Consider the following 23,279-nt stretch of genomic DNA (forward strand, 5'->3'; position numbering starts at 1 on the left):
GGATTTTTCCTTTGTCTGCGGCAGCTCAACGCCGCCGTTATTGCGACGATGCCTTGCGGTTGGCTAGAACGCAGCGGATGCCGCCACGCGGGTCGGCCACATCGCCGGTATAGCGCGGGATCAGGTGGACGTGAACGTGCATGCGCGACTGGCCGCCAGCACGGCCGACATTCACGCCGATGTTGTAGCCATCAGGGCTGTGTTCCTCGGCGATGAACGCTTTAGCCCTGTCGAGCAGTTCGATGACTCTCGCCTTCTCCGTTGCGGTCATTTCAAAGAAATCGGCGACGTGCCGGCGCGGCACCACCAGGACGTGGCCCCTGGACAATGCGTTGTTGTCATACCGCACATAGGCTTCGTTGGCTTCGAAGAGCACTTGGTCGAGTCGGCATAGCTCGCAATCGTCAGCCATCGGCTTGCTGCTACTTGATCGCCTGCGGATTGATCGGCGATCCGGTCCCGCCGGTGATGATCAGCGGCGGGCCGGAGAAGAAGAATTCATAGACGCCGTCATTCTCGCAGTCCTCGGCGAGTTCTTTCAGATAGAAGATCTCGCCCATGCAGAGCCCCATGGCCGGGATCACCACCCAGTGCCACGGCTGGTTGGCTTCGTCGGTTTCATTCGGCCGCACTTCGCAGCCCCAGGTGTCCATGCAGAGCGCGGCGATCTGCTTGTCCTGGCACCAATAGCAGTTCTCGAACATCACGCCCGGCGCATCGCCACCGGCATAGCCGCCCCACACGCCTTCCGACAGGCAGCGCTCCATCTGGCCGGTACGCACATGCACGAAATCGCCCTTGCGGATTTCAACATTCTGCGCCCGTGCGCATTTGTTGAGCTCTTCGTTGGAGATGCCTTCGCCGTCCTTCAGCCACGGCACGCCACGAAAGCGCGCGATGTCGAGAAGGACGCCTCTGCCGACCATCTTGTTCTTGGAATGCTCGATGCCGAGCACGGCGAGCCCGCGCGAGTCGATCAGCTTCGCATCGTGGCCATTATAGGCCTTGTCCTCGTAGAAGATGTGACCGAGCGCATCCCAATGCGTTGCGCCCTGCACGCACAGGTTCAGCGTGTCGTCGGCATAGCGGATCTTGTTCCAGTCCTGCTGCCCGGCGATCGCGTCTGTGCCGGTCGCCAGCATCTGGTGAATCGGATTGAATCGTCCGCCGAACAGTCCGGTCTGCGGACCTTCGCGGTCGAGCGGAATGCCGAGTGCGAACACTTTGCCGGCGCGAATCAACTTTGAGGCGTTGACGATGTCTTCCGGCGTCACATGGTTGAGTGTGCCGATCTGATCGTCCTTGCCCCAGCGGCCCCAGTTCGAGAGCTTTTTCGAAGCTTCTTCGATCGCTTCCCGGCCTACCTTGATGTTCATCGACACGTTGTCCTCCACGGCATTTTCGTTACGGCTCTTCCCGCATGCGGGCGGCCGAAGCGATTGTGGAACAACCAAGACCGATCCGTCTACCGGTCAATTGAAGAAGCGCAAAAATGGGTCACGAGGTTTTTGACGATGTGGAATACCGCCGCATGCTGCGGGTTTGCCGTTTGTCAGGCTGGAATCATTTCAGGAGGTATCGATGCGTTTGCGTATGAAAGCGATGATCGGTGCTGCAATGACCGTCGGCATTCTGGCAGCGGCACCCGTTCAGGCCACATCGGTGATCGAGGAATGGGACAGTGTGAAGGTGCCGCCCGCACCGGCGCTGAAAGCCGTGACGGTCGATCCGAAGACCACGGCACTGCTGATGCTGGATTTCATGAACCAGAATTGCGGCAAACGGCCGCGCTGCGTCGAATCCTTGCCGGCGATGAAAAATCTGCTCGATGCCGCGCGCGGCGCAAAAGTGCCGGTGGTCTACAGTTTCATCGCCAACACCACGGCTGCCGATGTGATGAAGGACGTGGCGCCGATCGACGGCGAGGCGTCGGTGACATCGGGTCCTAATAAATTCCTGCGCACTGATCTCGAGAAAATCTTGAAGGACAAGGGCATCCAGACCGTGATCGTGGTCGGCACCGCCGCCAATGGCGCCGTGCTGCAGACGGCGTCGCACGCGGCGCTCACGGGCTACAATGTCATCATCCCGGTCGATGGTATCAGCGGCGATCCGTATGCCGAGCAATATACCGCGTGGAACATGGTCAACGCGCCCGGCGTGTCGGCGAAGTCGACGCTGACGAAGAGTGGGATGATCAAGTTTTGACGGACGCTCGTTCGCGGGAGGGAACAGGTTTGTTGTATCATCCCGCGAATGCTTCGCATCATTGTGATTGATGTCGATCAATGACTGTCCGCAACATTGCCTCATTGATTGAGTTTACTCGTGACTTCGGCGCAGGAGTGTGCCGCCACGTCCCTCAATTCTGGCCTTACGGCTCGTAACCGAGCGGCTGCGCACACAACCGAAGTGCCGCAGACGGAACAATGTCGATTCCCGAACGCGGGTGAGAGGGGAGGTTGGTAGCGTTTGTAACCAGGGAGAAACGTCATGGCGTATCAACAGGGTATCACCGGGGGCGATCCATTGCAGCAGGCCTTTGACGCTTGTGAACCGTACCGGGCCGCTTTCAGCGAAAACTGTGCGACCTTCTGGCGCGGTCAGGACAAGATCTTGGACAGCATGCAGGAATTCGCGTCCGGCTGGTTTACGCGTCGGCACGAGGCCGCGAGATCGGCCATCGAGACGGCTCAGCGTGCGGGAGCCGTGCATTCGCCGGCTGATGCCATGCGGGAATTGCAAAACTGGATGACGGGTTCGATGCAACGCATGACGGCGGATGGCGTGGCGTGCCAGAAACATCTCATGACTGTAGCGGAATGCACCTTATCAGCGGCAGCGACCGCGTCGCACGCGCCGGATTTTACATCGCCACCGCGTCCTGCTCCTGACAGCGGCCCATACCAGCATGCCAGGGCGGCCTAAGCGAGACGTCCGTTTTACACGCGGCCGAGCGCCCGCAACACCCGCCCCGGCGTGAAAGGCATTTCCGTCATCGGCGTTGCACCGAGCGGGCGCAGCGCATCGTTGATCGCATTCATCACACAGGCCGGTGCACCGGCAGTGCCGGCTTCGCCTGCGCCTTTCGCGCCCAGTTCTGAGTCGGCAGTCGGCGAGACGACATGGCCGATCTCCATGTCCGGCATTTCCATCGCCATCGGCACGAGATAATCGGCCATGTTGCCGTTCAGCATCTGGCCGCGCTCGTCATAGAGGCAATTCTCGAACAACGCGCCGCCGAGGCCCTGCACGATGCCGCCGCGGATCTGCTCATCCACGAGCTGCGGATTGATGACCGTGCCGCAATCCTCCACGCACCAGTGCTTCAACAGCTTGATGAAGCCGGTGTCGACATCGACTTCGAGATAGGACGCCTGAATGCCGTTGGTGAAGGAGAACGGCCAGTTGCGTGGCACATAATGGCGCGTCGCCACGAGCTCCGCCTGGAAGCCCGGCGGCAAGGTGTCGGGCCGGAAATAGCAGATGCGCGCGACCTCGCTGAGGGTGATGCGCTCCTTGGCCGTGCCCTTGTCGACGACCACACCGTTGTTGATGTCGAGATCGTCCGGCTTGGCCTGCAGGATGGATGCGGCGGCGGCGAGAACATTCTCGCGCAGCGCCTTACCCGCTTGCCACGCCGCTTCGCCGCCGATGCCGGCGGCGCGCGAGGCCCAGGTGCCGCCGCCATACGGCGTGTTGTCGGTGTCGCCCATGATCACGCGCACCTTGTCGAGCGACACGCCGAAGGATGACGCGACGCATTGCGCGATCACCGCTTCCGCGCCCTGGCCCTGTTCCGACACGCCGGTATGGCAGAAGATCGCGCCGGTGGCGTCGAGCTTTACCGTCGCGCCGTCCTGCGCCGAAATGCGCGCGCCGCCGACGCCATAAAACGCCGCGCTCGGATTCGTCACTTCGATGAAGGACGCAAAGCCGATGCCGCGATGGATGCCGTTGGCCCGCGCCGCCGCCTGGTTCGCGCGCAGCGCCTTGTAATCCATCATCCTGAGCAGCTTGTCGGTGGCGGCGTGATGCGACAGCTTCTCGAACTTGATACCGGACGCCGCCGTCACCGGATAGGCATCGTCGGCATAGAGGTTTTTCTTGCGCACCTCGATCGGGTCCATGCCGATCTTCGCCGCGGCGAGATCGACAAGACCTTCGGTCACCGCGGTTGCGATCGGATGGCCGACCGCGCGGTACTGGCACATCACATTTTTATTCTGGAACACCACGCGCGCGCGGGCGCGATAGTTCGGACAAGCATAGGGGCCGCCGACCAGATTGACCACCTGATTGGCCTCGATGCCGCTGGTGCGTGGATAGACCGAATAGGGGCCGATGCCGGTGAGATCGTCGATCTCGAAAGCGGTGATGGTGCCGTCCTTGTTGATGCCGATCTTGCCTTTCACGCGATGATCGCGCGCATGGATGTCGGTGACGAAGCTTTCCAGCCGGTCGGCGACGAACTTGATCGGCCGCTTGAGCAGCTTCGATAAAGCGACGACGGCCATTTCGTCGGCATAGGTGTGCACCTTGACGCCGAAGGAGCCGCCGACATCCTTGGTGATGACGCGGACCTGATGCTCCTCAAGGCCAAGATGCTTGGCGAACAGGTTCTGCATCATGTGCGGCGCCTGCGTGCCCTGATACACCGTGAGCCGCTGATCGCCGGTGTTCCAGTCGGCGACGATGGAGCGCGGCTCGTTGGTGACGCCGGTATGGCGGCCGAAGATGAAGGTCGTTTCCACCACCGCGTCGGATTGCGCGAAGGCCTTGTCGACCTCGCCGGCATCGAGGCTGCGCTCGAAGGTCAGATTGTCGCCGAGATCGGGATGGATCACCGGCGTTGACGCATCGAGCGCGGTTTCCGGGTCGGTGACCGGCGTCAGCTCCTCGTAATCGACCTGGATCAATTCGCAGGCGTCTTCTGCTTCGGCCCGCGTGCGCGCGACCACGGCACAGACCGCTTCGCCCTGCCAGCAGGCGCGATCGACCGCCATCGCATATTGCGGCGCCGACTTGATGCCTTTGAGATGCGTGAGAACACCGACCCACGGCGTGATGACTTTCGCAAGCTCAGGTCCGGTGACCACGGCGATCACGCCGCGCGCTTTTTCCGCTTCGCTCTTGTCGATGTGTTTGATGCGCGCATGCGCGAACGGCGAGCGCAGATAGGCGACATGCGCCATCCGCGGCAGCACGAGGTCGCTGACATATTGTGCGCGGCCTTGCGTCAGGCGCTTGAGATTGGGGCGCGGCACCGCGCGGCCGATATAGGAATTGGGCCGGTCGAGTGCGGTGAGCGGCGAGGGGAGATCAGAGACGATTTTCATGCTGTTCGTTCCATCGCCGGTGTTTTCCTTACCTCCCCCTGAAAGGGGGAGGTCGACTGCCGGAGCGATAGTGAAGGCAGTCGGGTGGGGGTCTTGTTCGCCGACCCCCACCCCAACCCTCCCCCTTTCAGGGAGAGGGAGCACACCTGAATCCGCCGCGAGCTGACCACTTTATTCATGACGATCTTCCCGCGCGCGCCACAGCAACCGCTTCCACCGCATCGACGATGGCGTGATAGCCGGTGCAGCGGCAGTAATTGCCGGAAATATGTTCGCGGATGTCGTCGCGGCTTGGCACTTTGCCGCCATTTTTCGTTTGTGAAAGCAATTCCTGCGCTGTCAGCAGCATGCCGGGCGTGCAGAAGCCGCATTGCAGCGCGTTGCGCCTCTCGAACGCATCCTGCAGATCGGCGATCTCGCCGGTGTCCGACACGCCTTCGATCGTCTCCACAATGGCGCCGTCGCATTGCACGGCCAGCATCAGGCAGCCGCGCACGACCTCGCCATTCACGCGCACGGTACAGGCGCCGCAGACGCCGTGTTCGCAGCCGACATGACTGCCGGTCAGCGTCAGGTCATCGCGCAGGAAATCGACCAGCGACTTGCGCCCCTCGACATGGCCGTCGATGCGCTCTCCATTGACGGTGAGGGTGATGTCGTAATGATGCGTCATGCGCGCGCTCCGCTCATTTGCGCGGCAACACGGCGCAGCAGCACGCCAGCGAGATGTTTCTTCACGGCGCCGGTTTCCTGGATGTCGTCGGAGGGATCGAGATCTGTGGCGAGCGCTTTGACCGCTTCGTCGAGATTGCCGGAGGCCAATGCCGCTTCCGCGGCTTTTGCGCGAACAGGTGTCAGCCCCACGCCGAAATAGGCGAGCCGCACATCCTTCAGCGACGCACCGTCCGCGCGCGCCGAGGCGGCGAGCCCGACGATGGCGTAATCGCCGTGCCGGCGCGACAGTTCGGCAAAGCCGTAACGCATGTCCGGTGTTGCAGCCGGCAGGCGGATCGCCGTCAGCATGTCGTTTGGGCCGATCGCGGTTTCGTACAGCCCCTGGAAAAAGTCGTCCGCCCCCACAACGCGTTTGCCGCCGGGGCCTGCAATCTCGGCCTCGCCGTTCAGCGCCAGGAAGCAGGCCGGCAATTCGGCGGCCGGATCGGCGAATGCGACGGAGCCGCCGATGGTGCCGCGGTTGCGGATGGCGGGGTGAGCGATATGCGGCATCGCCATCGCGATCAGCGGCGCGTGTTGGGCGATGGTATCGGACCCCATCACCGCGGCATGCCGCGCCAAGGCGCCGATGTCGACCATGCCGTCTTTCACGGCGATGGTATCGAGACCGGCAATGCCATTGAGATCGATCAGCACGCTCGGCGCCGACAGCCGCATATTGAGCGTTGCCATCAGGCTCTGCCCACCGGCCAGCAACTTGGCGCCATCGCCATGCTTGCCCAACAACTTGACCGCGTCCTCGACGGAACGCGCCTTCGCATACGCAAACGGCGCCGGTTTCACGCATCCTCCCAAGATTTTGTTTTTTCTTATTCTGGCTGGGAAAAGGCGCGCGTCAACTACGGTGTCATTCCGAATGCCGGTTGGTGAACCGCGCATTGCCGAGGCCGGTGCCGATGGTCAGCACGCCCCAGTGATCGACGTCCTGCATGAACGGCACTTCGCTCAGGCCCTGCACGACCGCGTCGTTGTGCAGCACGATGGCGGTATCGTCGTCGCCGATCTTCGGAATCGCCTCATGCAGCCGCAACGGCAGATTGAAACGGCTCGATTCCCAGTTGCCGCCCGGCAGGTTCTGACCGCCCCGGTCGATCGAGCCATCAGCCTCGATCCGGCCGGGACAGCCGATACCGATGAAAGGGGCGAGCTGGACCTTCTCCTTCTGCGCCTTCGCGATCAAACGCTTCAGCATGCCGGCGAGACTGTCCACGGCATCCTCTCGCTTGATGTCGTTCTCGTCGGCATGGCGCCAGAGTTCGTATTTCCACACCGCGGCCTTCGACAGGTCGCTCTTCTTCTTGATGTTCAGATCGACAATGCCGGCGCGGATATTCGAGCCGCCGATATCCACGCCGAGGATGGCATCATGCGCCTTGAACATCCAGCCAGGAGCCAGATGCGCCGCGCCGAGAAGGCCGGCTTCATCCGGATCGTTGCGGATCGGGACCACGTCCACCTTGATCTTGTCGGCTTTCAGGATCACCGAGGACCGCCCAATTACCAGTTCGCCGATGCGGCTGTTGCGAAAGCCGCCGCCGACCACGATCCGTTCGGTCTTGGCCCAGGCTTTCAGCTTCATGAATCTGCGGATGACGAGCGCGAGTTCCTGCGAGAAATCCTCGATCGCGCCTTGCAGCACGCCGGCGGCTTCCGCATCGCCCTTGCTCAGCAATTCGTCGAGCTGCTTCTTGCTCAGTTTCTCGGTCGCAATGTCGCCAAACGGATCGTCGCCGCTTTTGCGCAACGCCTTGCGCCAGTTGTCGATCAGGTCGCCGAACGCGCCCTTGCTGGCGCGATCGCCGATGAAACCTTCGTCGTCCTTGATTTCGACATTGTAGCTGTCGACCTCGACGGAGGGCAGTCGCGCCGCGCCATGCGCCGCCACGGCGGCCAGTGCCTTTGGTTCTGCCATCGATCTACCCTCCAACGCGGACTAACGCGAAAGGGCGGGAAAGTTTCCGCTTGCAGGGAGTGGGATTGTATCCGTTCGTCCCCGCGAAAGCGGGGACCCAGACTCTGGATTCCCGCTGGAGCCTGTCATCGGGCCGCGCTTTGTGCGGACCCGTTGGCGGGAATGAGCGGCTAGAAGTTAGAGTTTCAATCCCTTCACAATATCGATCGCACGCCGCAGCAACGTTTCCGATGCCTCCACCGTGCGGAACGCCGCATGCGCGGAAAGCGTCACATTCTCCATCCGGTTCAGCGGGTGATCGGGCTTCAGCGGCTCGGCATGATAGACGTCGAGCCCGGCATGGCCGATATGACCGGAGCGCAAGGCCGCCAGAATCGCCTCTTCGTCGACCAGCGCGCCGCGTGCGGTATTGACCAGGATCGCGCCCGGCTTCATGCGGGCGATGCGGTCGGCATTGAGGAAATTCCGCGTCTCGTCGTTCAACACGAGGTTGAGCGACACGACATCGGATTGCGCCAGCAAGTCGTCGATCCCGACCAGCGGCACTGGCGCATCGGCATGTTTGGTGCGGTTATAGGCGACGACATTCATGCCGATGCCTTTGGCGATGCGCGCGGTCTCCGCGCCGATGCCGCCTAGTCCGATGATGCCGAGCGTCTTGCCGAGAAGCTGCATGCCCTCCAGCGGCTTCCAGGTGCCGGCGCGGAGCGTGCGGTCCATTTTCGCAATGTCGCGCGCGCAGGCGAACATCAGCGCGATCGTGTGCTCGGCGACGGCGGTATCGCCGTAACCCTTGATGATGTGGACGGTGACGCCAAGCTCCTTCAACTCGGCGATATTCATGTAGCTCGCAGCGCCGGTGCCGAGGAACACGATGTGCTTCAGCGATTTGCACTGTGCGATGTATTCCGTCGGCATGTAGGAATGATCGTCGAGCGCGACGTCATAGCCGTCGAGCAGCTTCGGCAGATCCTCGACCTTGTAAGGCGTGGTATTGACCGTGACCTGTGGATCGCCGGCGCCATGGACTCTGTGCCAGACCGGTTCAAGCTGATGATTGCAGTCGATGAAGATGGATTTCATGGTCTCGTTTTGGCGTGTTTCATCGCCTGCCGCAACAGCAGGGATATCGTCAGACCTGCAATCGTCACGCCAACGAACAGCATCGGCGCCCGCACCCAGCCGAAATGCTGGACGATGAAGGCCATCACTGCAGGACCTGTCAGATTGCCGAGATTGGTGGCCTGATTGACGAGCCCCAGCACGATAGCGAGCAGCGCCGAACTCGCCGCAAAGCGCGGCGCGGCGGCAAAGATCGATGCCGGGATGACGCCGGTCACGGCGAGGCTCGCCGACGCCATCACCGCAATGACCGCGACCGGCAGCCCTTCGGAGAAAACGCCGAAACTGGCGAGGCCGACGAAACTGAAGCCGAAGGCGGTAATGCCCCACAGCGGCGCGCCGAAACGGACCAGCGCGCCGGCGAACATGTTGCCGACGGCATTGGCGGCGACCGTCGCTGCGGTGATGGCGCCGGCGGTGGAGATCGACAGGCCCATGCGGTCCACCAGCAATGTCGGGAGCAAACCGGCCATTGCCGCGTATTGAAAGGTGTAGATGCCGAATGCGAGCGCCAGCAGGATCGGGCCCGGTGCGCCGAGCACCTGTTTGATATTCGGCAGCACGGCCCGACCCGGATTGGCGGGCGGTGCTTCTTCGTGCAGCGGAAGGAATGCGACGAGCGCGGCGTAGACCAGCACCACCACGCCATTGACGATCCACAGCGTTTGCCAGCCATAGGCGACGAGATGCGGCCCGGCCACCATCATGATCACCGAGCCGATCGGCATATAGGCGCCAAACACCGCCAGTACCGTCTCGCGGTCTCTTGGTGCGGTGACGGTGCGCAGGAGGCGCGGCAGCGCCAGCACGGCAGCGAGAAACCCGCAGCCTTCGACCACCCGCGTCGCGATCAGAAATCCGCCATTCGTCGCCAATGCGCCGGCCAGGCTGCCAAGCCCGGCCGCCACCAGTCCGGCGATCAAGGTGCGCTTGGCGCTGAACAGCGACGCGACGATGCCGGACGGCAGTCCGGCCGCTGCGCCGAGCGCTCCATAGGCACCCAGGACCCAGGACGCCACGACCAGCGACAGCGACAATTCACGCTGCAGTACCGGGACTGCGATCGCGGCCTTTCCAATTTGCAGCGCGACCACAACGCCCGCGATGAGAAGGGCGGCGACCGCGCCCCAGCGTGTCGGTACTTGCATTCAAAAATCCGGCAGATGTCACGAAGCGGGCAAGGGGGCGTGTTATAACGGCTCGATGACCGCACTCAAATCGATCCTGATCGTTGCGCTGGCCGGGTATCTCGGCCTGCTCGCCATCATGTATGTGTTGCAGCGCACGCTGATGTATTTCCCCGACAAGGTGCATACCGCGCCCGCCGATGCGGAATTCCCCCAGGCGCGCGAAGTCAAGCTGACGTCCGTGGACGGCACGCAGGTCCTGGCCTGGACGGTGCCGCCACAGCCCGGCAAGCCGGTCGTGGTCTATTTTCACGGCAATGGTGGTTCGCTGCAGCATCGCGTGCCGCGCTTCAAGCCGCTGGTGTCGGACGGAACCGGCCTCGTCGCACTATCCTATCGCGGTTATGGCGGATCGCATGGCAGTCCGAACGAGGAGGGACTGATTGCCGACGGCCGGGCCGCTTATGACTTCGCGCGCAAGACCTATCCCGATGCGAAGATCGTGCTGTGGGGCGAATCGCTCGGCACCGGGATCGCGACGGCGATCGCGGCTGAGAATGCTATTGCGGCTCTGGTGCTCGAGGCCCCTTACACATCGACGCTCGAGATCGCGCAGGCGCATTATCCCTTCATCCCGGTGCGCTGGCTGATGAAGGACCAGTTTCATTCGAGCGAGCGCATCGGCAAGGTGAAGGCGCCGGTCCTGATCCTGCATGGGGACCGTGACACGGTGATCCCGATCGCGCATGGCGAGCGTCTCTATGCGCTCGCGCCGGAGCCGAAAAAGCTTGTGCGTTTTGCCGGCGGCGATCACGAAGGCCTCGACCGGTTCGGTGCGCTGCAGGCGGCGCGTGATTTCATGGCGAAGCTGTAGCTGGCAATATCAACCGGCATCATTGCCGCCGGCAACTCTCGCCGTTCATTCCCGCGCAAGCGGGAATCCGGAATCTTGACTCTGGGTCCCCGTTGTCGCGGGTCCGAACGGATGGAGATGGACCAATCACTCGATCACCCGGTCCGCATAAGCCATGCCGCCAAGGTCGCAGCTTTCGTTCTTGCCGAACCAGCGATAGCGGTTGCGTGCGACGAAGGCATAGAAGCGGTCGCGCAACGGCTTCGGGATGATGCGAAAGCTGCGCACCCAACCATAGCCGGGCAGGGCCGATAACGCGGCGATGGCCGAATCCGAATTCAGATGCACATCGCCGTCGATCAGCACCGCATTGCTCTGCGGATTGTCGGGATCGATCCCGTATTTGAGCGCCAGCGCGCGGCCATAGGGTGACTGGATGGCGGTGAAAAGAAACTTGCGCGCGGTGTCGCGCTTCGCCACGAAGCGAAACCATCCCGAACAGATCACGCAATCGCCGTCATAGAGGATGAGTGCGCGCTCGCCCTTCTCGCCGATGTTGCGAATGGAAGGATCGTCTCTGGCGATCATTTTACGCAAATTAGCATGCGATCACCAATTGCGAAATATCTCGGCAAGGATGACCGCGGCGTCGTGATATAAGCCGTCAAATCAGCGTCTCACCGGATGTCGTGCATTGTCGAACAGTCACATTCCCCCTGCCTATACCATGACGCCTGCCACCTTTGCGCGTTACGATCAGGCGTTCCCCGAACTGACCGAAGCGGAAATCCAACGCATCCGCCGCTTCGGCGATATTCATCGCTATATCGATGGCGAAGCCTTGTTCGAGACCGGCAAGCCCGGCCGCGGCATGTATGTCGTTTTGTCCGGTCATGTGGCCATCTGCCAGCGCGACGGGCTTGGCCATATCACGCCGATCATCGATCAGGGGCCCGGCCAGTTTTTGGCCGAGATCGCCGCTCTGTCCGGCCGCCCGTCCTTGGTCGATGGCCGCGCCGAGGGCGATGTCGAGGCGCTGGTGATTGCGCCGGAAGGCGTGCGCCGTCTCCTGATCGCCGAGGCCGAGCTCGGTGAACGGATCATGCGCGCATTGATCCTGCGCCGCGTCGCCTTGATCGACAGCGAGGCAGGCGGCGTCGTGCTGATCGGCTCGCCGATGTCGGGCGATGTCGCGCGCATCGAGAGTTTCCTGACCCGCAACGCCATCCCGCATCACCTGCTCGATCCGCAATCCGATCTCGAGGCGCGTGAGCTGATCGCGCGCTATGCGCCGGCGCCCACCGACCTGCCGCTGGTGGTTGCGCCGAATGGCGATGTGCTGCGCAATCCGAACGAGAATGCCATCGCGCGCGCCCTGTCGATGGTGACAACGGCGCAGAGCGAAAAACTTTATGACGTCGCCATTGTCGGCTCAGGTCCCGCGGGCCTTTCGACGGCAGTCTATGCGGCCTCCGAAGGCCTGTCGGTGATCGTGCTGGATAAACGCGCCTTTGGCGGGCAAGCGGGCGCCAGCGCCCGCATCGAAAACTACCTCGGCTTTCCGACCGGCATTACCGGCATGGCGCTGGCCGGCCGCGCCTTCGTGCAGGCGCAGAAATTCGGCAGCGAGATCATGATTCCGGTCTACGTGACGTCGCTCGATTGCGCGCGCAAGGACGGCACCTTCGGCATTCATCTGGACGACGGTACGGTGATCAATGCCCGTTCGGTCGTGATCGCAAGTGGGGCGCGCTATCGCCAGCTTGCGGTCGATAGCCTTGGTGAATTTGAAGGACGTGGCATCTGGTACTGGGCCTCGCCGATCGAAGCGCGGCTTTGCACGAATGAGGAGGTCGTCCTTGTCGGCGGCGGCAATTCAGCCGGGCAGGCGGCGGTGTTTCTTTCCGGTTACGCCTCGAAAGTGCGGGTCATGGTGCGCGGCGAAGGACTGGCGGCGACCATGTCGCGCTATCTTGTCGACCGCATTGAATCGGCGCCGAATATCGAGGTCATGCCGCATACCGAAGTCGTCGGCCTGACGGGTGATCGCAGCTTGCAACAGGTCCGCTGGCGCAACCGCAAGAGCGGCGAGGAAACCGAAGGCGCGATCCGCAACCTGTTCCTGTTCATTGGTGCCGATCCGGCAACGGCGTGGCTGAAGGATTGCGGCGTCGAACTGGATCGCACCGGTTTTGTCATCACCGGCAAGCATTGCAGCAACGGCGATGCTGAAATGCCGCTGCAGTCCTGTGTGCCCGGCGTGTTTGCCGTCGGCGATGTGCGGGCCGGGTCGGTCAAGCGCGTCGGTGGCGCGATCGGCGAGGGTGCGCAGGTGGTGGCGGCATTGCACCGGTATCTGGCGGGGCAGGGCTAGGAATTTCCCTCGAGGTCATGCGCCGACGAAAACAGGCGACAGTTGAATAGAGGACAGTGGAAATGGCCGACGAATGCACGCATGGCAGCTTCATCCACAAGGTCACGCCGAGCGCATTGGGATGCGAGGAATGCCTGAAGATCGGCAGTCCCTGGGTGCATCTGCGCCTCTGCCGCACATGCGGCCATGTCGGCTGCTGCGATGACTCGCCCAACAAGCACGCGACCAGGCATTTTCATGCCACGCAACATCCGGTGATCGAGGGGTACGACCCGCCGGAAGGCTGGGGCTGGTGCTATGTCGATGAGGTCTTTCTCGATCTTGGCGATGACACGACACCGCAGAACGGACCGATCCCGCGATTTATTTAAAGTCGTACGGCGTATTTGGGCGACTCCCTCTCCCTTTCAGGGAGAGGTTAAGAAAACTACGACGCCACTGAAATCGGCGGCGCAGCATCCACCCTTCGCCGGCGATCATGCTGCATGTCCATGTAATGCTGGCGCTTGGCGGCCAGCATCACCAGATCGGCGCGCTTGACGACGGACTCCATGCGCTCGCCCTGCTCCGCGGTTGCGGCACCCATGGAGAGACTCAGCGTCAGGTCGGGATAGAAGGTGTTGTTGATCGCGATCAGATCGCAGATCGACTGGATCATCGCCGCGCCGCCTTCCTCGTCGGTTTCCGGCAACAGGATCGCGAATTCGTCGCCGCCGATGCGGGCGGCATGCGCCGGCCTTTCGATGGCGGAATTCAACACTTCGCCGGCCCGCCGCAACAACTGATCGCCGGCGGCATGACCGAGTTCGTCATTGGCGGCCTTCAGGCCGTTCAGGTCCGCCATGATGATGGTGATCGGATGCGGTCCCTTGCGCTCCAGCCGGTTCAGTTCGTCGACATAGAAGGAGCGGTTGAACAGCTTGGTCAGCACGTCATGCGTGCCGAGATATTCGAGATAGGCCTCCGCCTTCTTGCGCGCTGTGATGTCGGTCAGCGCCACCTGGACCAGCGACCAGTCTTTCTCGCGGCCCGGCAGCACCGAGAATTGCAGCAGGAGATTCAGCTTGGTGCCGTCGAGCGCGTAATTCACCACTTCGCGCAACTGGAACAGCTTGCCGTCCCACAGATCGATGAGCTGTTCGCGGAAGTGATGCTCCATGTCGTCGCGGAACACATCGCGTAACGCCCGCAGCAAGGCCGCCTTGTTGGCGGCGCCGAACAGGTCCAGCGTGCGCTGGTTGACATCCAGCACCTTGATCTCGCTCATGCAGCGGACGACGAATTCCGGATGCACGTCGGTGAAAACCCGGAAATCGGTAATGCCGCGTTCGCGGATCTCATCGAGCAGCTTCTTGACCTGGCTGAAATCCTCGACCCAGAGCGAGACCGGCGAATGGGCGAACAGACCGAGCGCATAGCCTTCGCTCACGCTCAGCCTGCGCCGGGCATTCTCGCGTTCCGTGACATCCTCGATCGAGACCAGCACGCGCTCCCAATTTTCCTCGTAACCGGGGAGCACCTGGCCATGGAGCTGAATGTCGAGCCGCTGGCCGGACAGCGTATAATTGACGGTGTTGCTGGAGAAGGCGCTCTTGCCTTCCCAAAGCTGCACCAGTTCCTCGATATGCGTGGCCAGCATGTCGTCGCGAAACACGGAGCCGAGATGGGCGACGAGGTGATCGAGGTCGTTTGCGCCGTACAGGGTCAGCGTCTTGCGATTGATCTTCAGCACGCGGATGCAGGCCGAACACTCCTTCACTCGGGCTGGGTCGGCTGCGAAATACGCCCGCAGATTGGTCACGCCATCCGCCCGCCATTGTGCGAACAGGGCTTTGAGTGCGCTGTAATCCTCCAGCCAGAGTGAGACCGGAGCCAGGTCGAACATCTCGGCGTCATTGTTGAGGGCGCCGCTAAATGCGGCAGCATCGTTAGAATCGGAATGTGTCATAGAAGCCGCGCGGTGAAAGAGCGCTAATAACGGCCACTATAGGTGATTCCCGTTATCAAAGGGTGATATTGCACCTCCCCGAACAGCTTTTTATGGGCGGGACCGGCCCGGACCCCGCCCACAAGCGAAATTTTTGGAAGGGAATGGAAGCGTTCCAGCCTTTAATTCGGGCTCGCCGTCGGGCGCACGACGATCTCGTTCACGTCGACATCGTCCGGCTGTTCCACCGCAAAGGCGACCGCCCGGGCGATGGCGTCAGGACCGATCGCGATCTTGCGATAGTCGTCCATCATCGCGCGCGCCGAGGCGTCGGTGATGTCGGTGCCGAGTTCGGATTCCGTGACGCCGGGGGAGATGACGGCGACGCGGATATCGCGGTTTTCCTGCCGCAGGCCATCCGAGATCGCTCGCACCGCGAATTTGGTGGCGCAATAGACGGCCGCGGTCGGGACCACATAGTGACCGCCGATAGAGGACACATTGACGAACTGTCCGGCGCCTTGCCGCTTGAAGCGCGGCAGGCCTGCGGCGATGCCGTAGAGAACGCCGCGGATATTGACGTCGAGCATGCGTTCCCACTCCTCGACCTTTAGCGCATCCATGGGTGATAGCGGCATCACGCCGGCATTGTTCACCACCACGTCGATGCGGCCGAACTCTTTCTCGGCAAAGGCGATGAAGGCTTCCATGTCGTCGCGCGATATCACGTCGAGCGCTTGGCTGCGGGCCGATCCGCCGGCGGCTTTGATCTCTTTCGCAAGCGCATTGAGCCGGTCCGTGCGGCGCGCACCCATGACGACATGGGCGCCTTTCTGAGCCAATAGTCGTGCGGTTGCTTCACCAATGCCGCTGCTGGCGCCGGTGATGGCGATGACTTTTCCTGTGATAGACATGTTGAGAGTCCTTTTTTGAGCGGGATGTCAGTTCTTGGCGAGGGGCAGGGCGATGCCGCGCTGTGCGAACACCTCGCGCAGCGCCTGTGCGGCATCGATGGCGCGTGGAAAGCCGGCGGTGACGGTGGTCACCAGCGCAATGTCGAGCAGCTCCTGCGGCTTCACCCCGTTGTTGAGCGCGTAACCGGCATGGATCTTCAGGTAGGGCAGGTTGCCTTGCGCGGCGAAGGCGGCGACCACGGCAAGCTGACGCGTGCGGATGTCGAGTGCATCGCTGCCGAAGACATCGCCCAATGCATATGTCAGAACCGCATCGCCGAAAGCCGGCATGTCGCGCCTGAGGGCGTCGAGAACCGGCTGGCCGGCTCCGTCGCTGAGTGTCGTGATGACCTGCAGGCCACGCTCTGCGCGCGGATCAGCCGGCTGGCCGATGGCCGCTGGAACGATCGCCAGCGCTGAGAGCAGCCCAAAACCTGTGCGGGCGGCTATCGTCATCATCAAGGGGATTGCTTTCATGTCGTCGTCCTCGAACGGGAGCATCGATGGACGGACGATGGGCGATGAGGCGCCCGAGGCGGTAGACCATTGCTCGCCGTTTATTGCCTGATCCTCCAGAAGATAGCCGCCGGGGTTTCAGACCTCAACAATCCGGTCTATTCTTGCCGCAGGAATTCCGGAGAAGTTTCATGGGTTTGGCGCACAATTCGCACGATCGCGATATGGCGGAGGCCGGAGAGCTCGCGGCGCTGATTGATCGATTCTCCGGCGCTGACGGGATTCAGCCGACCGCCATTCCGCGTCTCGTGCTGATCCGCTGCTCGCAGCCGACCGAGCCGCTGCATGCGCTGCACGAGCCGGCTTTGTGCATCGTCGCCCAAGGCCGCAAGCAGGTGATGCTCGGCGACACGATCTACGACTACGACCCGGCACACTATCTCGTCGTGTCTGTGGATGTGCCGATCATCGGCCAGGTGATTGAGGCGTCCCCGTCACGGCCCTATCTGTGTCTTCGGCTCGATCTCGATCCGGTGGTGCTGAGCGCCTTGATCCTCGATGCCGGCGCGGACGATGCCACCGATCAGCTGCCGCAATCGAGCCTGCAGCTCGATGTGGTGACGCTGGAATTGCTCGATGCCGCCATCCGTCTGGTGCGCTTGCTGGCGACGCCCCGCGATATTGGTATGCTTGCGCCACTGGCAGAGCGCGAAATCCTTTATCGCCTGCTGCACACGCCGCAGGGCGCGCGTCTGCGTCAGATCGCACGCGCCGACGGCAAGCTGCAGCAGATCAATCGCGCCATTGATTGGATCAAAAAGAACTTCCGCGAGTCTTTCAGCATCGAGCAGATCGCTGCCGAGGCACGCATGAGTGCATCGGCATTGCACGATCACTTCAAGACCGTGACGGCCATGACTCCGTTGCAATATCAAAAGCAGTTGCGTCTGCAGGAAGCGCGCCGCCTGATGGTCGGCCTGTCGCTCGATGCTGCCGCGGCCGGGCATGAGGTCGGCTATGACAGCCCTTCACAATTCAGCCGCGAGTACCGGCGGCTGTTCGGCGCGCCGCCGGCGCGTGATGTGGCGCGGTTGCGTGAAACACCGGGGATGCTGGCGGGAACGCTGCTTTAGAGCGTTTTCGAGCGAAGTGGATATCGGTTCGCGTAAAGAAAACGCGTTAAAACAATAAGCTAGAGTCCCGGCTTTGATTCCGTCAAAGCCGGAAAGGCTCAAGAGGCTACGGCGCGCGTCAGCGCATGAGTGGCACCAGCGCTGCAAAATCGTCGTGGAGATGTCCCTTGGCGATGGCGGCCTTGAACAGGCCGTCGAGGGCATGCGGCAAAGCCGGATTCAGGCCGCGATCCCGCGTCACGTCGAGCAGATGCTGGAATGCGCCGTGATGCGCGGCCAGTGATGCCAGCGTATTCTCGTCGCCTCGATAACGGCCGTCTCGCGCGCGGGCCAGGAGGTCATCCACCGCACCCTCGACGGTTGGTCTGAAGGTCGGCCGATATTTGTCATAGGTTTTCAGGTCTATGCCTTCCGCCACGCTCACCGCGATCGCTTGCAGCGTGCCGAACAACGTGCCCCACATTTGCGTCAGCAGCGCAACATCGAGAGCCGAAGCATGACCGAAATCTTCGCCGACATGCAAGGCGTTGCCGCCAAGCGCAAGAAAGAGCTCCTTGTTCTGATCAAAGTTCGCGTGCGGACCTGAATACAGGACCGTGCCTTCGGGTTCGCCAATGAAGTTGGGTGTCGCCATGATCGCGCCATCGAGATAGCCGATGCCGTGCCGGCCAGCCCATGCTCCGCTGTCGCGCGCCTGTTGCGGCGAGCCCGAGGTGAGCTGCACGATGAGTTTCGACTTCAGCGCGGCTTCGATCGAGGGCGACCGCAGGAGTTCATCGGCTGCCGCATAGTCGATGACGTTGACAACGATGATATCGCATGGCGCGATGGCGGTTTCGAGCGAGCCGGACGTTCTTGCTCCCAACGCAACGAGAGGCTCGGATTTCGCCGCCGTCCGGTTCCAAACCGATGTTGGATATCCCCGTTTCAGAAAGGCCCGCACAAGGGCCGACCCCATGCGGCCAGCGCCGACGACACAAATCTCTTTACGGGTCTCTTGCATTGTTGCAACTCCGATTGCGGCGCTCGACGCGCACTTCCGATTGAGTTGCCGGCTGATATATTAGGAGTGAAAGGGCGTAAATTACGCACTCTGTTGTAACCACGCACCTGCAGGTAAGGAGCGCCGGAATGAAAAAGCTTCAGCACGACGAGTGCGGATTTGCCGCCGCACTCAACGCCATTGGCGGCAAGTGGAAGACGATGATTCTCTGGGAGGTAAATCTCGCGCCGCGCCGTTTCGGCGAATTACGGCGGCTGCTGCCGGGCGTCAGCGAAAAAGTTCTGACGCAACAATTGCGCGAGATGGAAACCGACGACCTGATCGAGCGCACGGTCTTTCCGGGCGCCGTGCAGCGGGTCGAATATTCCGTGACGGCGTTCGGCAAGACCTTGAATGATGCTGTGTGTGTTCTCTCAAAGTGGGGCAAGGAACACGAGCGTCATATGGCGCAACGGCAACAAGCGGTCCAGGCCGACCTAAGCCGGCCAGCCGCCTGACGGTGTCCTGTGGCGGCGACACGGGCCGCTTTCAGTGTTAGAGTTGGGCGTTTCTTTTGCCCGGTCCGGCATGCTCATTCATCCCGCCACATCGCATTTGCGCATTGCCTTGCTCGACGTCCTGCGTGGCGTCGCGATCGCGGCAATGGTCGTCTATCATTCCTTCTTCGATCTGGAATTGTTCGGGCTTGCCTATGTCGCAGTGTCGGAACACTGGGGCTGGATCGCCTTCGTGCGCACCATTCCGGCGAGCTTTCTCGCCGTTGCTGGCATCAGCCTTTATCTGGCGCATCACAACGGCATGCATTGGCGCAATTTCTGGTGGCGTATCGGCTACCTCGTTGCGGCCGCGATGCTGGTCACGATCATTTCGTATTTCGTCGATCCGGACGCTATCATCTGGTTCGGCATTCTGCATTGCATCGCGCTGTCGAGCGTGATCGGGCTCGCCTTCCTGCGTGCACCGCTGCCTGTGATTATTCTCGCAGCGATCGTCGTGCTGATCGGTCCGCTCTTTGCGACGCCGCTATTGAATGCGCCGATCCTCCTATGGCTCGGTCTTGGTACCGAGGCGCCGCCGTCGAACGACTATAATCCGCTGTTTCCGTGGTTCGGCTTCATGCTGATCGGCATCGCCGTCGCGCGCATCCTTGCGCCTTATGCGACGAAGGCGGTCTGGGCGCACTGGCAGCCTGTCGATGTTGCGGGGCGCGTGCTCGCCCTGGCCGGCCGGCACAGTTTGCTGATCTATCTGCTGCATCAGCCGATCCTGATGGGGGTCTTGTTTGGTGTGTCGCAATTGGCAGCAGCGGGCTGAACGGCCCTTTTCTCGCCACGCGACTCCACCCATATTGCGGGGCATGCCGAAATCGCCCGACAAGCCGAAAAAGCCCAAGGATTACGCGCGCCCGACCCGTTCCAAGGCGCACCGGCCGGACGCGCCGAAACATGATCCCGCGCTCGATGACCTGCTGAATCCGGCCATTTCCAAAGGCCGCGCCGGCATGGGGTCCGGCACCGGCAAGAGCCTGAATTTGCAGCCGCCGCCGGACAATTCCTTCGAGCGCCGCGCCGACCGCGCCGCGGAGCACACGGCGCGCACCTCGGCGCCGGGCGGGTTCAAGGAGAAGCCGCAATCCGGCTATGTCGCGCGCGCGCCCTATGACGCGCCGCCGGTCGCGGGCATCGATCCGGTGCTGGCGCGGGAACTCGGTCTCGAAACCGACGATGACGCGCCGCTGCCCGGCTCCAGCGTCGGCCAGCGGCGCGAGAAAAATGACGATGTTGTGGATCTCGGCCGCGGTGTCACCGGCGCCGCCGCCAGCAATGAGGCGCTGGAACATCTGCTGCGCGAGGGCCGCGCAGAATTCAACGCGCAGACCTGGACGCCGCATCGTCCGCCGCGGCCGGAAAAGTCGGAAGGCGGCCTGCGGCTCGAGATCAAAAGCGAGATGGAGCCGAAGGGCGACCAGCCGACCGCGATCAAGGAACTGGTCGAGGGCGCGAACCGCCATGAGCGCACGCAGGTGCTGCTCGGCGTCACCGGCTCCGGCAAGACCTATACGATGGCCAAGGTGATCGAGGCGACGCAGCGCCCGGCGCTGATCCTGGCGCCGAACAAGACGCTGGCGGCCCAGCTCTATGGCGAGTTCAAGAGCTTCTTTCCGGACAATGCCGTCGAGTATTTCGTTTCCTATTACGATTACTATCAGCCGGAAGCCTATATCCCGCGCACAGACACTTACATCGAGAAAGACTCGTCGATCAACGAGCAGATCGACCGTATGCGCCACTCGGCGACGCGCGCCTTGCTCGAACGCGATGACGTGATCATCGTCGCATCGGTGTCGTGCATCTACGGTATCGGTTCGGTGGAAACCTATTCGGCGATGACCTTCTCGCTGAAAAAGGGCGGCCGCATCGAACAGCGCCAGCTGATCGCCGATCTCGTCGCTCTGCAATACAAGCGCACGCCCGATTTCTCGCGCGGCACCTTCCGCGTGCGCGGCGACACCATCGAAATTTTCCCGGCGCATTATGAAGACCGCGCCTGGCGTGTGTCGCTGTTTGGCGACGAGATCGAGAAGATCGCCGAATTCGATCCGCTCACCGGCCGCGAGAGCGATGAGCTGAAATTCGTCAAGATCTACGCCAACTCGCACTATGTCACGCCGCGGCCGACGCTGATCCAGGCGATGAATTCGATTAAGGCGGAACTGAAATGGCGGCTCGATCAGCTCACCTCCGCCGGGCGTCTTCTTGAAGCGCAGCGGCTGGAGCAGCGCACCATCTTCGATCTGGAGATGATGGAAGCGACCGGCTCCTGTGCCGGCATCGAGAATTACTCGCGCTATCTCACCGGGCGTAAACCCGGCGAGCCGCCGCCCACGCTGTTCGAATATGTGCCGGACAATGCGCTGGTCTTCCTCGATGAAAGCCATGTCACGGTGCCGCAGATCGGCGCCATGTTCCGCGGCGACTTCCGCCGTAAGGCAACACTGGCCGAATATGGCTTCCGCTTGCCATCCTGCATGGACAACCGGCCGCTGCGGTTCGAGGAATGGGATGCGATGCGGCCGCAGACGGTCGCGGTGTCGGCGACGCCGGCGGGATGGGAGCTGGAGCAATCCGGCGGCGTATTCGCCGAGCAGGTCATTCGTCCGACCGGCCTGATCGATCCGCCGGTCGACATTCGTCCCGCGCGCACGCAGGTCGACGATCTCGTCGGCGAAGTGCGCGCCGTTGCCGCCAAGGGCTATCGCTCGCTGATCACCGTGCTGACCAAGCGCATGGCCGAGGACCTGACCGAATATCTGCACGAGCAGGGCATCCGCGTGCGCTACATGCATTCGGACATCGACACCATCGAGCGCATCGAGATCATCCGCGACCTGCGGCTCGGCGCGTTCGATGCGCTGGTCGGCATCAACCTGTTGCGCGAGGGTCTCGACATTCCCGAATGCGCGCTGGTGGCGATCCTCGATGCCGACAAGGAAGGTTTCCTGCGCAGTGAAACGTCGCTGATCCAGACCATCGGCCGTGCTGCGCGCAACGTCGACGGCCGCGTGATCCTCTATGCCGATCACGTCACCGGCTCGATGGAGCGAGCGATGGCGGAGACCAGCCGCCGGAGAGAGAAGCAGCAGGCCTACAATGCCGAGCACGGCATCACGCCGGCCTCGGTAAAGCGCAACATCGCCGACATTCTCGACAGCGTATACGAGCGCGATCACGTGCTGGTGGAAACCGGCGCCACGGGCATGACCGGCGAGGCGGCGACCATCGGCCACAATTTCGAAGCGGTGCTGGCCGATCTCGAGCATCGCATGCGCGAGGCAGCGAGCGATCTCGATTTCGAAGAGGCCGCGCGCCTGCGCGACGAGATCAAGCGTTTGCGCGCCACCGAGCTTGCGGTGACCGACAATCCGACGACGAAACGCTTACCCTCCCCTGGAGGGGGAGGGTCGTCCGCCAAAGCCCGCAAGGGCGACGGTGGACGGGGTGGGGTGAACGTGAGCCGCCCCCACAAACCCACCCTCGATGAAATGGGCGTCGCCTCCTATCACGAGGTGCTGCCGGATCGCTCGGGCAAGAAAGGCCAGCGCCCGATGCGCGAGGCGCCGCATTTCCCCGATCTCGACACCATGGGGCCGGGGACCGAATCCATTCCATTCCGCGAGGGCTCGTCCGACGATGCGCGCCGCGACAAGACGGGCCGGCGCTCATCACTCGGCAAGCCGGGTCAGCGCGGCGGGTGGACGAGCAAGAAGTTCAAGAAGAAATAAGCGGCAACGCGCTTCAGCGAAACGCAATATCTCCACCGTCATGCCCGGGTATTGCCGATCACA

At 62.3% G+C, this 23,279-nt stretch carries 22 protein-coding genes; 9 read left to right on the forward strand and 13 right to left on the reverse strand.

Annotated features, from left to right (window positions below; genetic code table 11):
• Nucleotides 1-37 precede the first annotated feature (37 nt).
• Both CAK95_RS16195 and CAK95_RS16200 read right to left on the reverse strand, forming a co-directional pair.
• The gene (locus CAK95_RS16195; RefSeq protein ID WP_086088841.1) at nucleotides 38-412 is read right to left on the reverse strand and encodes an HIT family protein; all 375 of its coding nucleotides are present in this window, start codon (nucleotides 410-412) and stop codon (nucleotides 38-40) included.
• 10 nt (nucleotides 413-422) lie between these two features.
• Nucleotides 423-1,376 carry a cyclase family protein gene (locus tag CAK95_RS16200; RefSeq protein WP_183044342.1) on the reverse strand — a complete coding sequence of 318 codons (954 nt, stop codon included), beginning with the start codon at nucleotides 1,374-1,376 and terminating at the stop codon, nucleotides 423-425.
• Between the two features lie 205 nt (nucleotides 1,377-1,581).
• Here CAK95_RS16200 and CAK95_RS16205 point away from each other — a divergent pair, with 205 nt between their 5' ends.
• Together CAK95_RS16205 and CAK95_RS16210 are read left to right on the forward strand one after the other, a co-directional pair.
• The gene (locus CAK95_RS16205; protein ID WP_086088842.1) at nucleotides 1,582-2,208 is read left to right on the forward strand and encodes a cysteine hydrolase family protein; all 627 of its coding nucleotides are present in this window, start codon (nucleotides 1,582-1,584) and stop codon (nucleotides 2,206-2,208) included.
• Between the two features lie 285 nt (nucleotides 2,209-2,493).
• Nucleotides 2,494-2,928, forward strand: coding sequence for a hypothetical protein (locus CAK95_RS16210; protein WP_086088843.1), 435 nt, complete (start codon nucleotides 2,494-2,496; stop codon nucleotides 2,926-2,928).
• Between the two features lie 14 nt (nucleotides 2,929-2,942).
• Here CAK95_RS16210 and CAK95_RS16215 read toward each other — a convergent pair whose 3' ends face one another.
• The 6 genes from CAK95_RS16215 to CAK95_RS16240 form a co-directional block, all read right to left on the reverse strand.
• Nucleotides 2,943-5,339, reverse strand: coding sequence for a xanthine dehydrogenase family protein molybdopterin-binding subunit (locus CAK95_RS16215; protein ID WP_086088844.1), 2,397 nt, complete (start codon nucleotides 5,337-5,339; stop codon nucleotides 2,943-2,945).
• A 175-nt stretch (nucleotides 5,340-5,514) separates the two neighbouring features.
• Nucleotides 5,515-6,012: a (2Fe-2S)-binding protein gene (locus CAK95_RS16220; protein ID WP_086088845.1), complete on the reverse strand. Its 498-nt coding sequence runs from the start codon at nucleotides 6,010-6,012 to the stop codon at nucleotides 5,515-5,517.
• Nucleotides 6,009-6,857 carry an FAD binding domain-containing protein gene (locus CAK95_RS16225; protein ID WP_086088846.1) on the reverse strand — a complete coding sequence of 283 codons (849 nt, stop codon included), beginning with the start codon at nucleotides 6,855-6,857 and terminating at the stop codon, nucleotides 6,009-6,011. Before CAK95_RS16225 ends, CAK95_RS16220 begins: the two co-directional genes overlap by 4 nt.
• 64 nt (nucleotides 6,858-6,921) lie before the next feature.
• Nucleotides 6,922-7,986, reverse strand: coding sequence for an ROK family protein (locus tag CAK95_RS16230; RefSeq protein ID WP_086088847.1), 1,065 nt, complete (start codon nucleotides 7,984-7,986; stop codon nucleotides 6,922-6,924).
• A gap of 177 nt (nucleotides 7,987-8,163) precedes the next feature.
• Nucleotides 8,164-9,069, reverse strand: coding sequence for an NAD(P)-dependent oxidoreductase (locus CAK95_RS16235; RefSeq protein ID WP_086088848.1), 906 nt, complete (start codon nucleotides 9,067-9,069; stop codon nucleotides 8,164-8,166).
• Nucleotides 9,066-10,256: an MFS transporter gene (locus CAK95_RS16240; protein WP_086088849.1), complete on the reverse strand. Its 1,191-nt coding sequence runs from the start codon at nucleotides 10,254-10,256 to the stop codon at nucleotides 9,066-9,068. The genes CAK95_RS16235 and CAK95_RS16240 overlap by 4 nt, the downstream gene beginning before the upstream one ends.
• A gap of 55 nt (nucleotides 10,257-10,311) precedes the next feature.
• Between CAK95_RS16240 and CAK95_RS16245 the strand changes: the two genes are divergently transcribed.
• Nucleotides 10,312-11,109 (forward strand): alpha/beta hydrolase, encoded by a 798-nt coding sequence (locus CAK95_RS16245; RefSeq protein ID WP_086088850.1) that lies wholly within the window; start codon nucleotides 10,312-10,314, stop codon nucleotides 11,107-11,109.
• A gap of 126 nt (nucleotides 11,110-11,235) precedes the next feature.
• Here CAK95_RS16245 and CAK95_RS16250 read toward each other — a convergent pair whose 3' ends face one another.
• A complete protein-coding gene (locus CAK95_RS16250; RefSeq protein ID WP_086088851.1) occupies nucleotides 11,236-11,676 on the reverse strand; it encodes a thiol-disulfide oxidoreductase DCC family protein in 441 nt (146 codons plus the stop codon).
• A gap of 139 nt (nucleotides 11,677-11,815) precedes the next feature.
• Between CAK95_RS16250 and CAK95_RS16255 the strand changes: the two genes are divergently transcribed.
• Together CAK95_RS16255 and CAK95_RS16260 are read left to right on the forward strand one after the other, a co-directional pair.
• On the forward strand, nucleotides 11,816-13,462 hold the full coding sequence (locus tag CAK95_RS16255; RefSeq protein WP_086088852.1) for an FAD-dependent oxidoreductase: 1,647 nt from the start codon (nucleotides 11,816-11,818) through the stop codon (nucleotides 13,460-13,462).
• Nucleotides 13,463-13,524: 62 nt separating this feature from the next.
• Entirely contained in the window at nucleotides 13,525-13,833 is a 309-nt protein-coding gene (locus CAK95_RS16260) for a UBP-type zinc finger domain-containing protein (protein WP_086088853.1), read from the forward strand.
• A gap of 56 nt (nucleotides 13,834-13,889) precedes the next feature.
• Here the strand turns inward: CAK95_RS16260 and CAK95_RS16265 are convergent, their stop codons facing one another.
• The 3 genes from CAK95_RS16265 to CAK95_RS16275 all read right to left on the reverse strand — a co-directional run bounded on the left by CAK95_RS16265 (nucleotide 13,890) and on the right by CAK95_RS16275 (nucleotide 16,819).
• A complete protein-coding gene (locus tag CAK95_RS16265) occupies nucleotides 13,890-15,410 on the reverse strand; it encodes a sensor domain-containing diguanylate cyclase (protein WP_086088854.1) in 1,521 nt (506 codons plus the stop codon).
• 161 nt (nucleotides 15,411-15,571) lie between these two features.
• Nucleotides 15,572-16,303, reverse strand: coding sequence for an SDR family oxidoreductase (locus CAK95_RS16270; RefSeq protein ID WP_086088855.1), 732 nt, complete (start codon nucleotides 16,301-16,303; stop codon nucleotides 15,572-15,574).
• 27 nt (nucleotides 16,304-16,330) lie between these two features.
• Nucleotides 16,331-16,819: a carboxymuconolactone decarboxylase family protein gene (locus tag CAK95_RS16275; RefSeq protein ID WP_245303427.1), complete on the reverse strand. Its 489-nt coding sequence runs from the start codon at nucleotides 16,817-16,819 to the stop codon at nucleotides 16,331-16,333.
• Between the two features lie 170 nt (nucleotides 16,820-16,989).
• On the opposite strand from CAK95_RS16275, the gene CAK95_RS16280 reads away from it, so the two are divergent.
• Nucleotides 16,990-17,931, forward strand: a complete 942-nt coding sequence (locus CAK95_RS16280) for an AraC family transcriptional regulator (protein ID WP_245303428.1) — start codon at nucleotides 16,990-16,992, stop codon at nucleotides 17,929-17,931.
• A 118-nt stretch (nucleotides 17,932-18,049) separates the two neighbouring features.
• On the opposite strand, the gene CAK95_RS16285 is transcribed toward CAK95_RS16280, so the two are convergent.
• Entirely contained in the window at nucleotides 18,050-18,934 is an 885-nt protein-coding gene (locus CAK95_RS16285) for an NAD(P)-dependent oxidoreductase (RefSeq protein WP_086088856.1), read from the reverse strand.
• 128 nt (nucleotides 18,935-19,062) lie between these two features.
• Here CAK95_RS16285 and CAK95_RS16290 point away from each other — a divergent pair, with 128 nt between their 5' ends.
• The 3 genes from CAK95_RS16290 (at nucleotide 19,063) to uvrB (ending at nucleotide 23,216) form a co-directional block, all read left to right on the forward strand.
• Nucleotides 19,063-19,431, forward strand: a complete 369-nt coding sequence (locus CAK95_RS16290; protein WP_086088857.1) for a winged helix-turn-helix transcriptional regulator — start codon at nucleotides 19,063-19,065, stop codon at nucleotides 19,429-19,431.
• A gap of 70 nt (nucleotides 19,432-19,501) precedes the next feature.
• Nucleotides 19,502-20,248: an acetyltransferase domain-containing protein gene (locus tag CAK95_RS16295; protein ID WP_086088858.1), complete on the forward strand. Its 747-nt coding sequence runs from the start codon at nucleotides 19,502-19,504 to the stop codon at nucleotides 20,246-20,248.
• 43 nt (nucleotides 20,249-20,291) lie between these two features.
• Complete coding sequence (gene uvrB, locus CAK95_RS16300; RefSeq protein WP_086088859.1) at nucleotides 20,292-23,216, forward strand: excinuclease ABC subunit UvrB; 2,925 nt, start codon at nucleotides 20,292-20,294, stop codon at nucleotides 23,214-23,216.
• The last annotated feature ends 63 nt before the right edge of the window (nucleotides 23,217-23,279 follow it).

This window comes from Pseudorhodoplanes sinuspersici (assembly GCF_002119765.1).
GTDB lineage: Bacteria > Pseudomonadota > Alphaproteobacteria > Rhizobiales > Xanthobacteraceae > Pseudorhodoplanes > Pseudorhodoplanes sinuspersici.

What these genes read in the sequence shown, in the direction of transcription:
- CAK95_RS16195 (WP_086088841.1), bottom strand. Translation starts at nt 412, where the DNA reads ATGGCTGACGATTGCGAGCTATGCCGACTCGACCAAGTGCTCTTCGAA.
- CAK95_RS16200 (WP_183044342.1), bottom strand. Translation starts at nt 1,376, where the DNA reads ATGAACATCAAGGTAGGCCGGGAAGCGATCGAAGAAGCTTCGAAAAAG.
- CAK95_RS16205 (WP_086088842.1), top strand. Translation starts at nt 1,582, where the DNA reads ATGCGTTTGCGTATGAAAGCGATGATCGGTGCTGCAATGACCGTCGGC.
- CAK95_RS16210 (WP_086088843.1), top strand. Translation starts at nt 2,494, where the DNA reads ATGGCGTATCAACAGGGTATCACCGGGGGCGATCCATTGCAGCAGGCC.
- CAK95_RS16215 (WP_086088844.1), bottom strand. Translation starts at nt 5,339, where the DNA reads ATGAAAATCGTCTCTGATCTCCCCTCGCCGCTCACCGCACTCGACCGG.
- CAK95_RS16220 (WP_086088845.1), bottom strand. Translation starts at nt 6,012, where the DNA reads ATGACGCATCATTACGACATCACCCTCACCGTCAATGGAGAGCGCATC.
- CAK95_RS16230 (WP_086088847.1), bottom strand. Translation starts at nt 7,986, where the DNA reads ATGGCAGAACCAAAGGCACTGGCCGCCGTGGCGGCGCATGGCGCGGCG.
- CAK95_RS16235 (WP_086088848.1), bottom strand. Translation starts at nt 9,069, where the DNA reads ATGAAATCCATCTTCATCGACTGCAATCATCAGCTTGAACCGGTCTGG.
- CAK95_RS16240 (WP_086088849.1), bottom strand. Translation starts at nt 10,256, where the DNA reads ATGCAAGTACCGACACGCTGGGGCGCGGTCGCCGCCCTTCTCATCGCG.
- CAK95_RS16245 (WP_086088850.1), top strand. Translation starts at nt 10,312, where the DNA reads ATGACCGCACTCAAATCGATCCTGATCGTTGCGCTGGCCGGGTATCTC.
- CAK95_RS16250 (WP_086088851.1), bottom strand. Translation starts at nt 11,676, where the DNA reads ATGATCGCCAGAGACGATCCTTCCATTCGCAACATCGGCGAGAAGGGC.
- CAK95_RS16255 (WP_086088852.1), top strand. Translation starts at nt 11,816, where the DNA reads ATGACGCCTGCCACCTTTGCGCGTTACGATCAGGCGTTCCCCGAACTG.
- CAK95_RS16260 (WP_086088853.1), top strand. Translation starts at nt 13,525, where the DNA reads ATGGCCGACGAATGCACGCATGGCAGCTTCATCCACAAGGTCACGCCG.
- CAK95_RS16265 (WP_086088854.1), bottom strand. Translation starts at nt 15,410, where the DNA reads ATGACACATTCCGATTCTAACGATGCTGCCGCATTTAGCGGCGCCCTC.
- CAK95_RS16270 (WP_086088855.1), bottom strand. Translation starts at nt 16,303, where the DNA reads ATGTCTATCACAGGAAAAGTCATCGCCATCACCGGCGCCAGCAGCGGC.
- CAK95_RS16275 (WP_245303427.1), bottom strand. Translation starts at nt 16,819, where the DNA reads ATGAAAGCAATCCCCTTGATGATGACGATAGCCGCCCGCACAGGTTTT.
- CAK95_RS16280 (WP_245303428.1), top strand. Translation starts at nt 16,990, where the DNA reads ATGGGTTTGGCGCACAATTCGCACGATCGCGATATGGCGGAGGCCGGA.
- CAK95_RS16285 (WP_086088856.1), bottom strand. Translation starts at nt 18,934, where the DNA reads ATGCAAGAGACCCGTAAAGAGATTTGTGTCGTCGGCGCTGGCCGCATG.
- CAK95_RS16290 (WP_086088857.1), top strand. Translation starts at nt 19,063, where the DNA reads ATGAAAAAGCTTCAGCACGACGAGTGCGGATTTGCCGCCGCACTCAAC.
- CAK95_RS16295 (WP_086088858.1), top strand. Translation starts at nt 19,502, where the DNA reads ATGCTCATTCATCCCGCCACATCGCATTTGCGCATTGCCTTGCTCGAC.
- uvrB (WP_086088859.1), top strand. Translation starts at nt 20,292, where the DNA reads ATGCCGAAATCGCCCGACAAGCCGAAAAAGCCCAAGGATTACGCGCGC.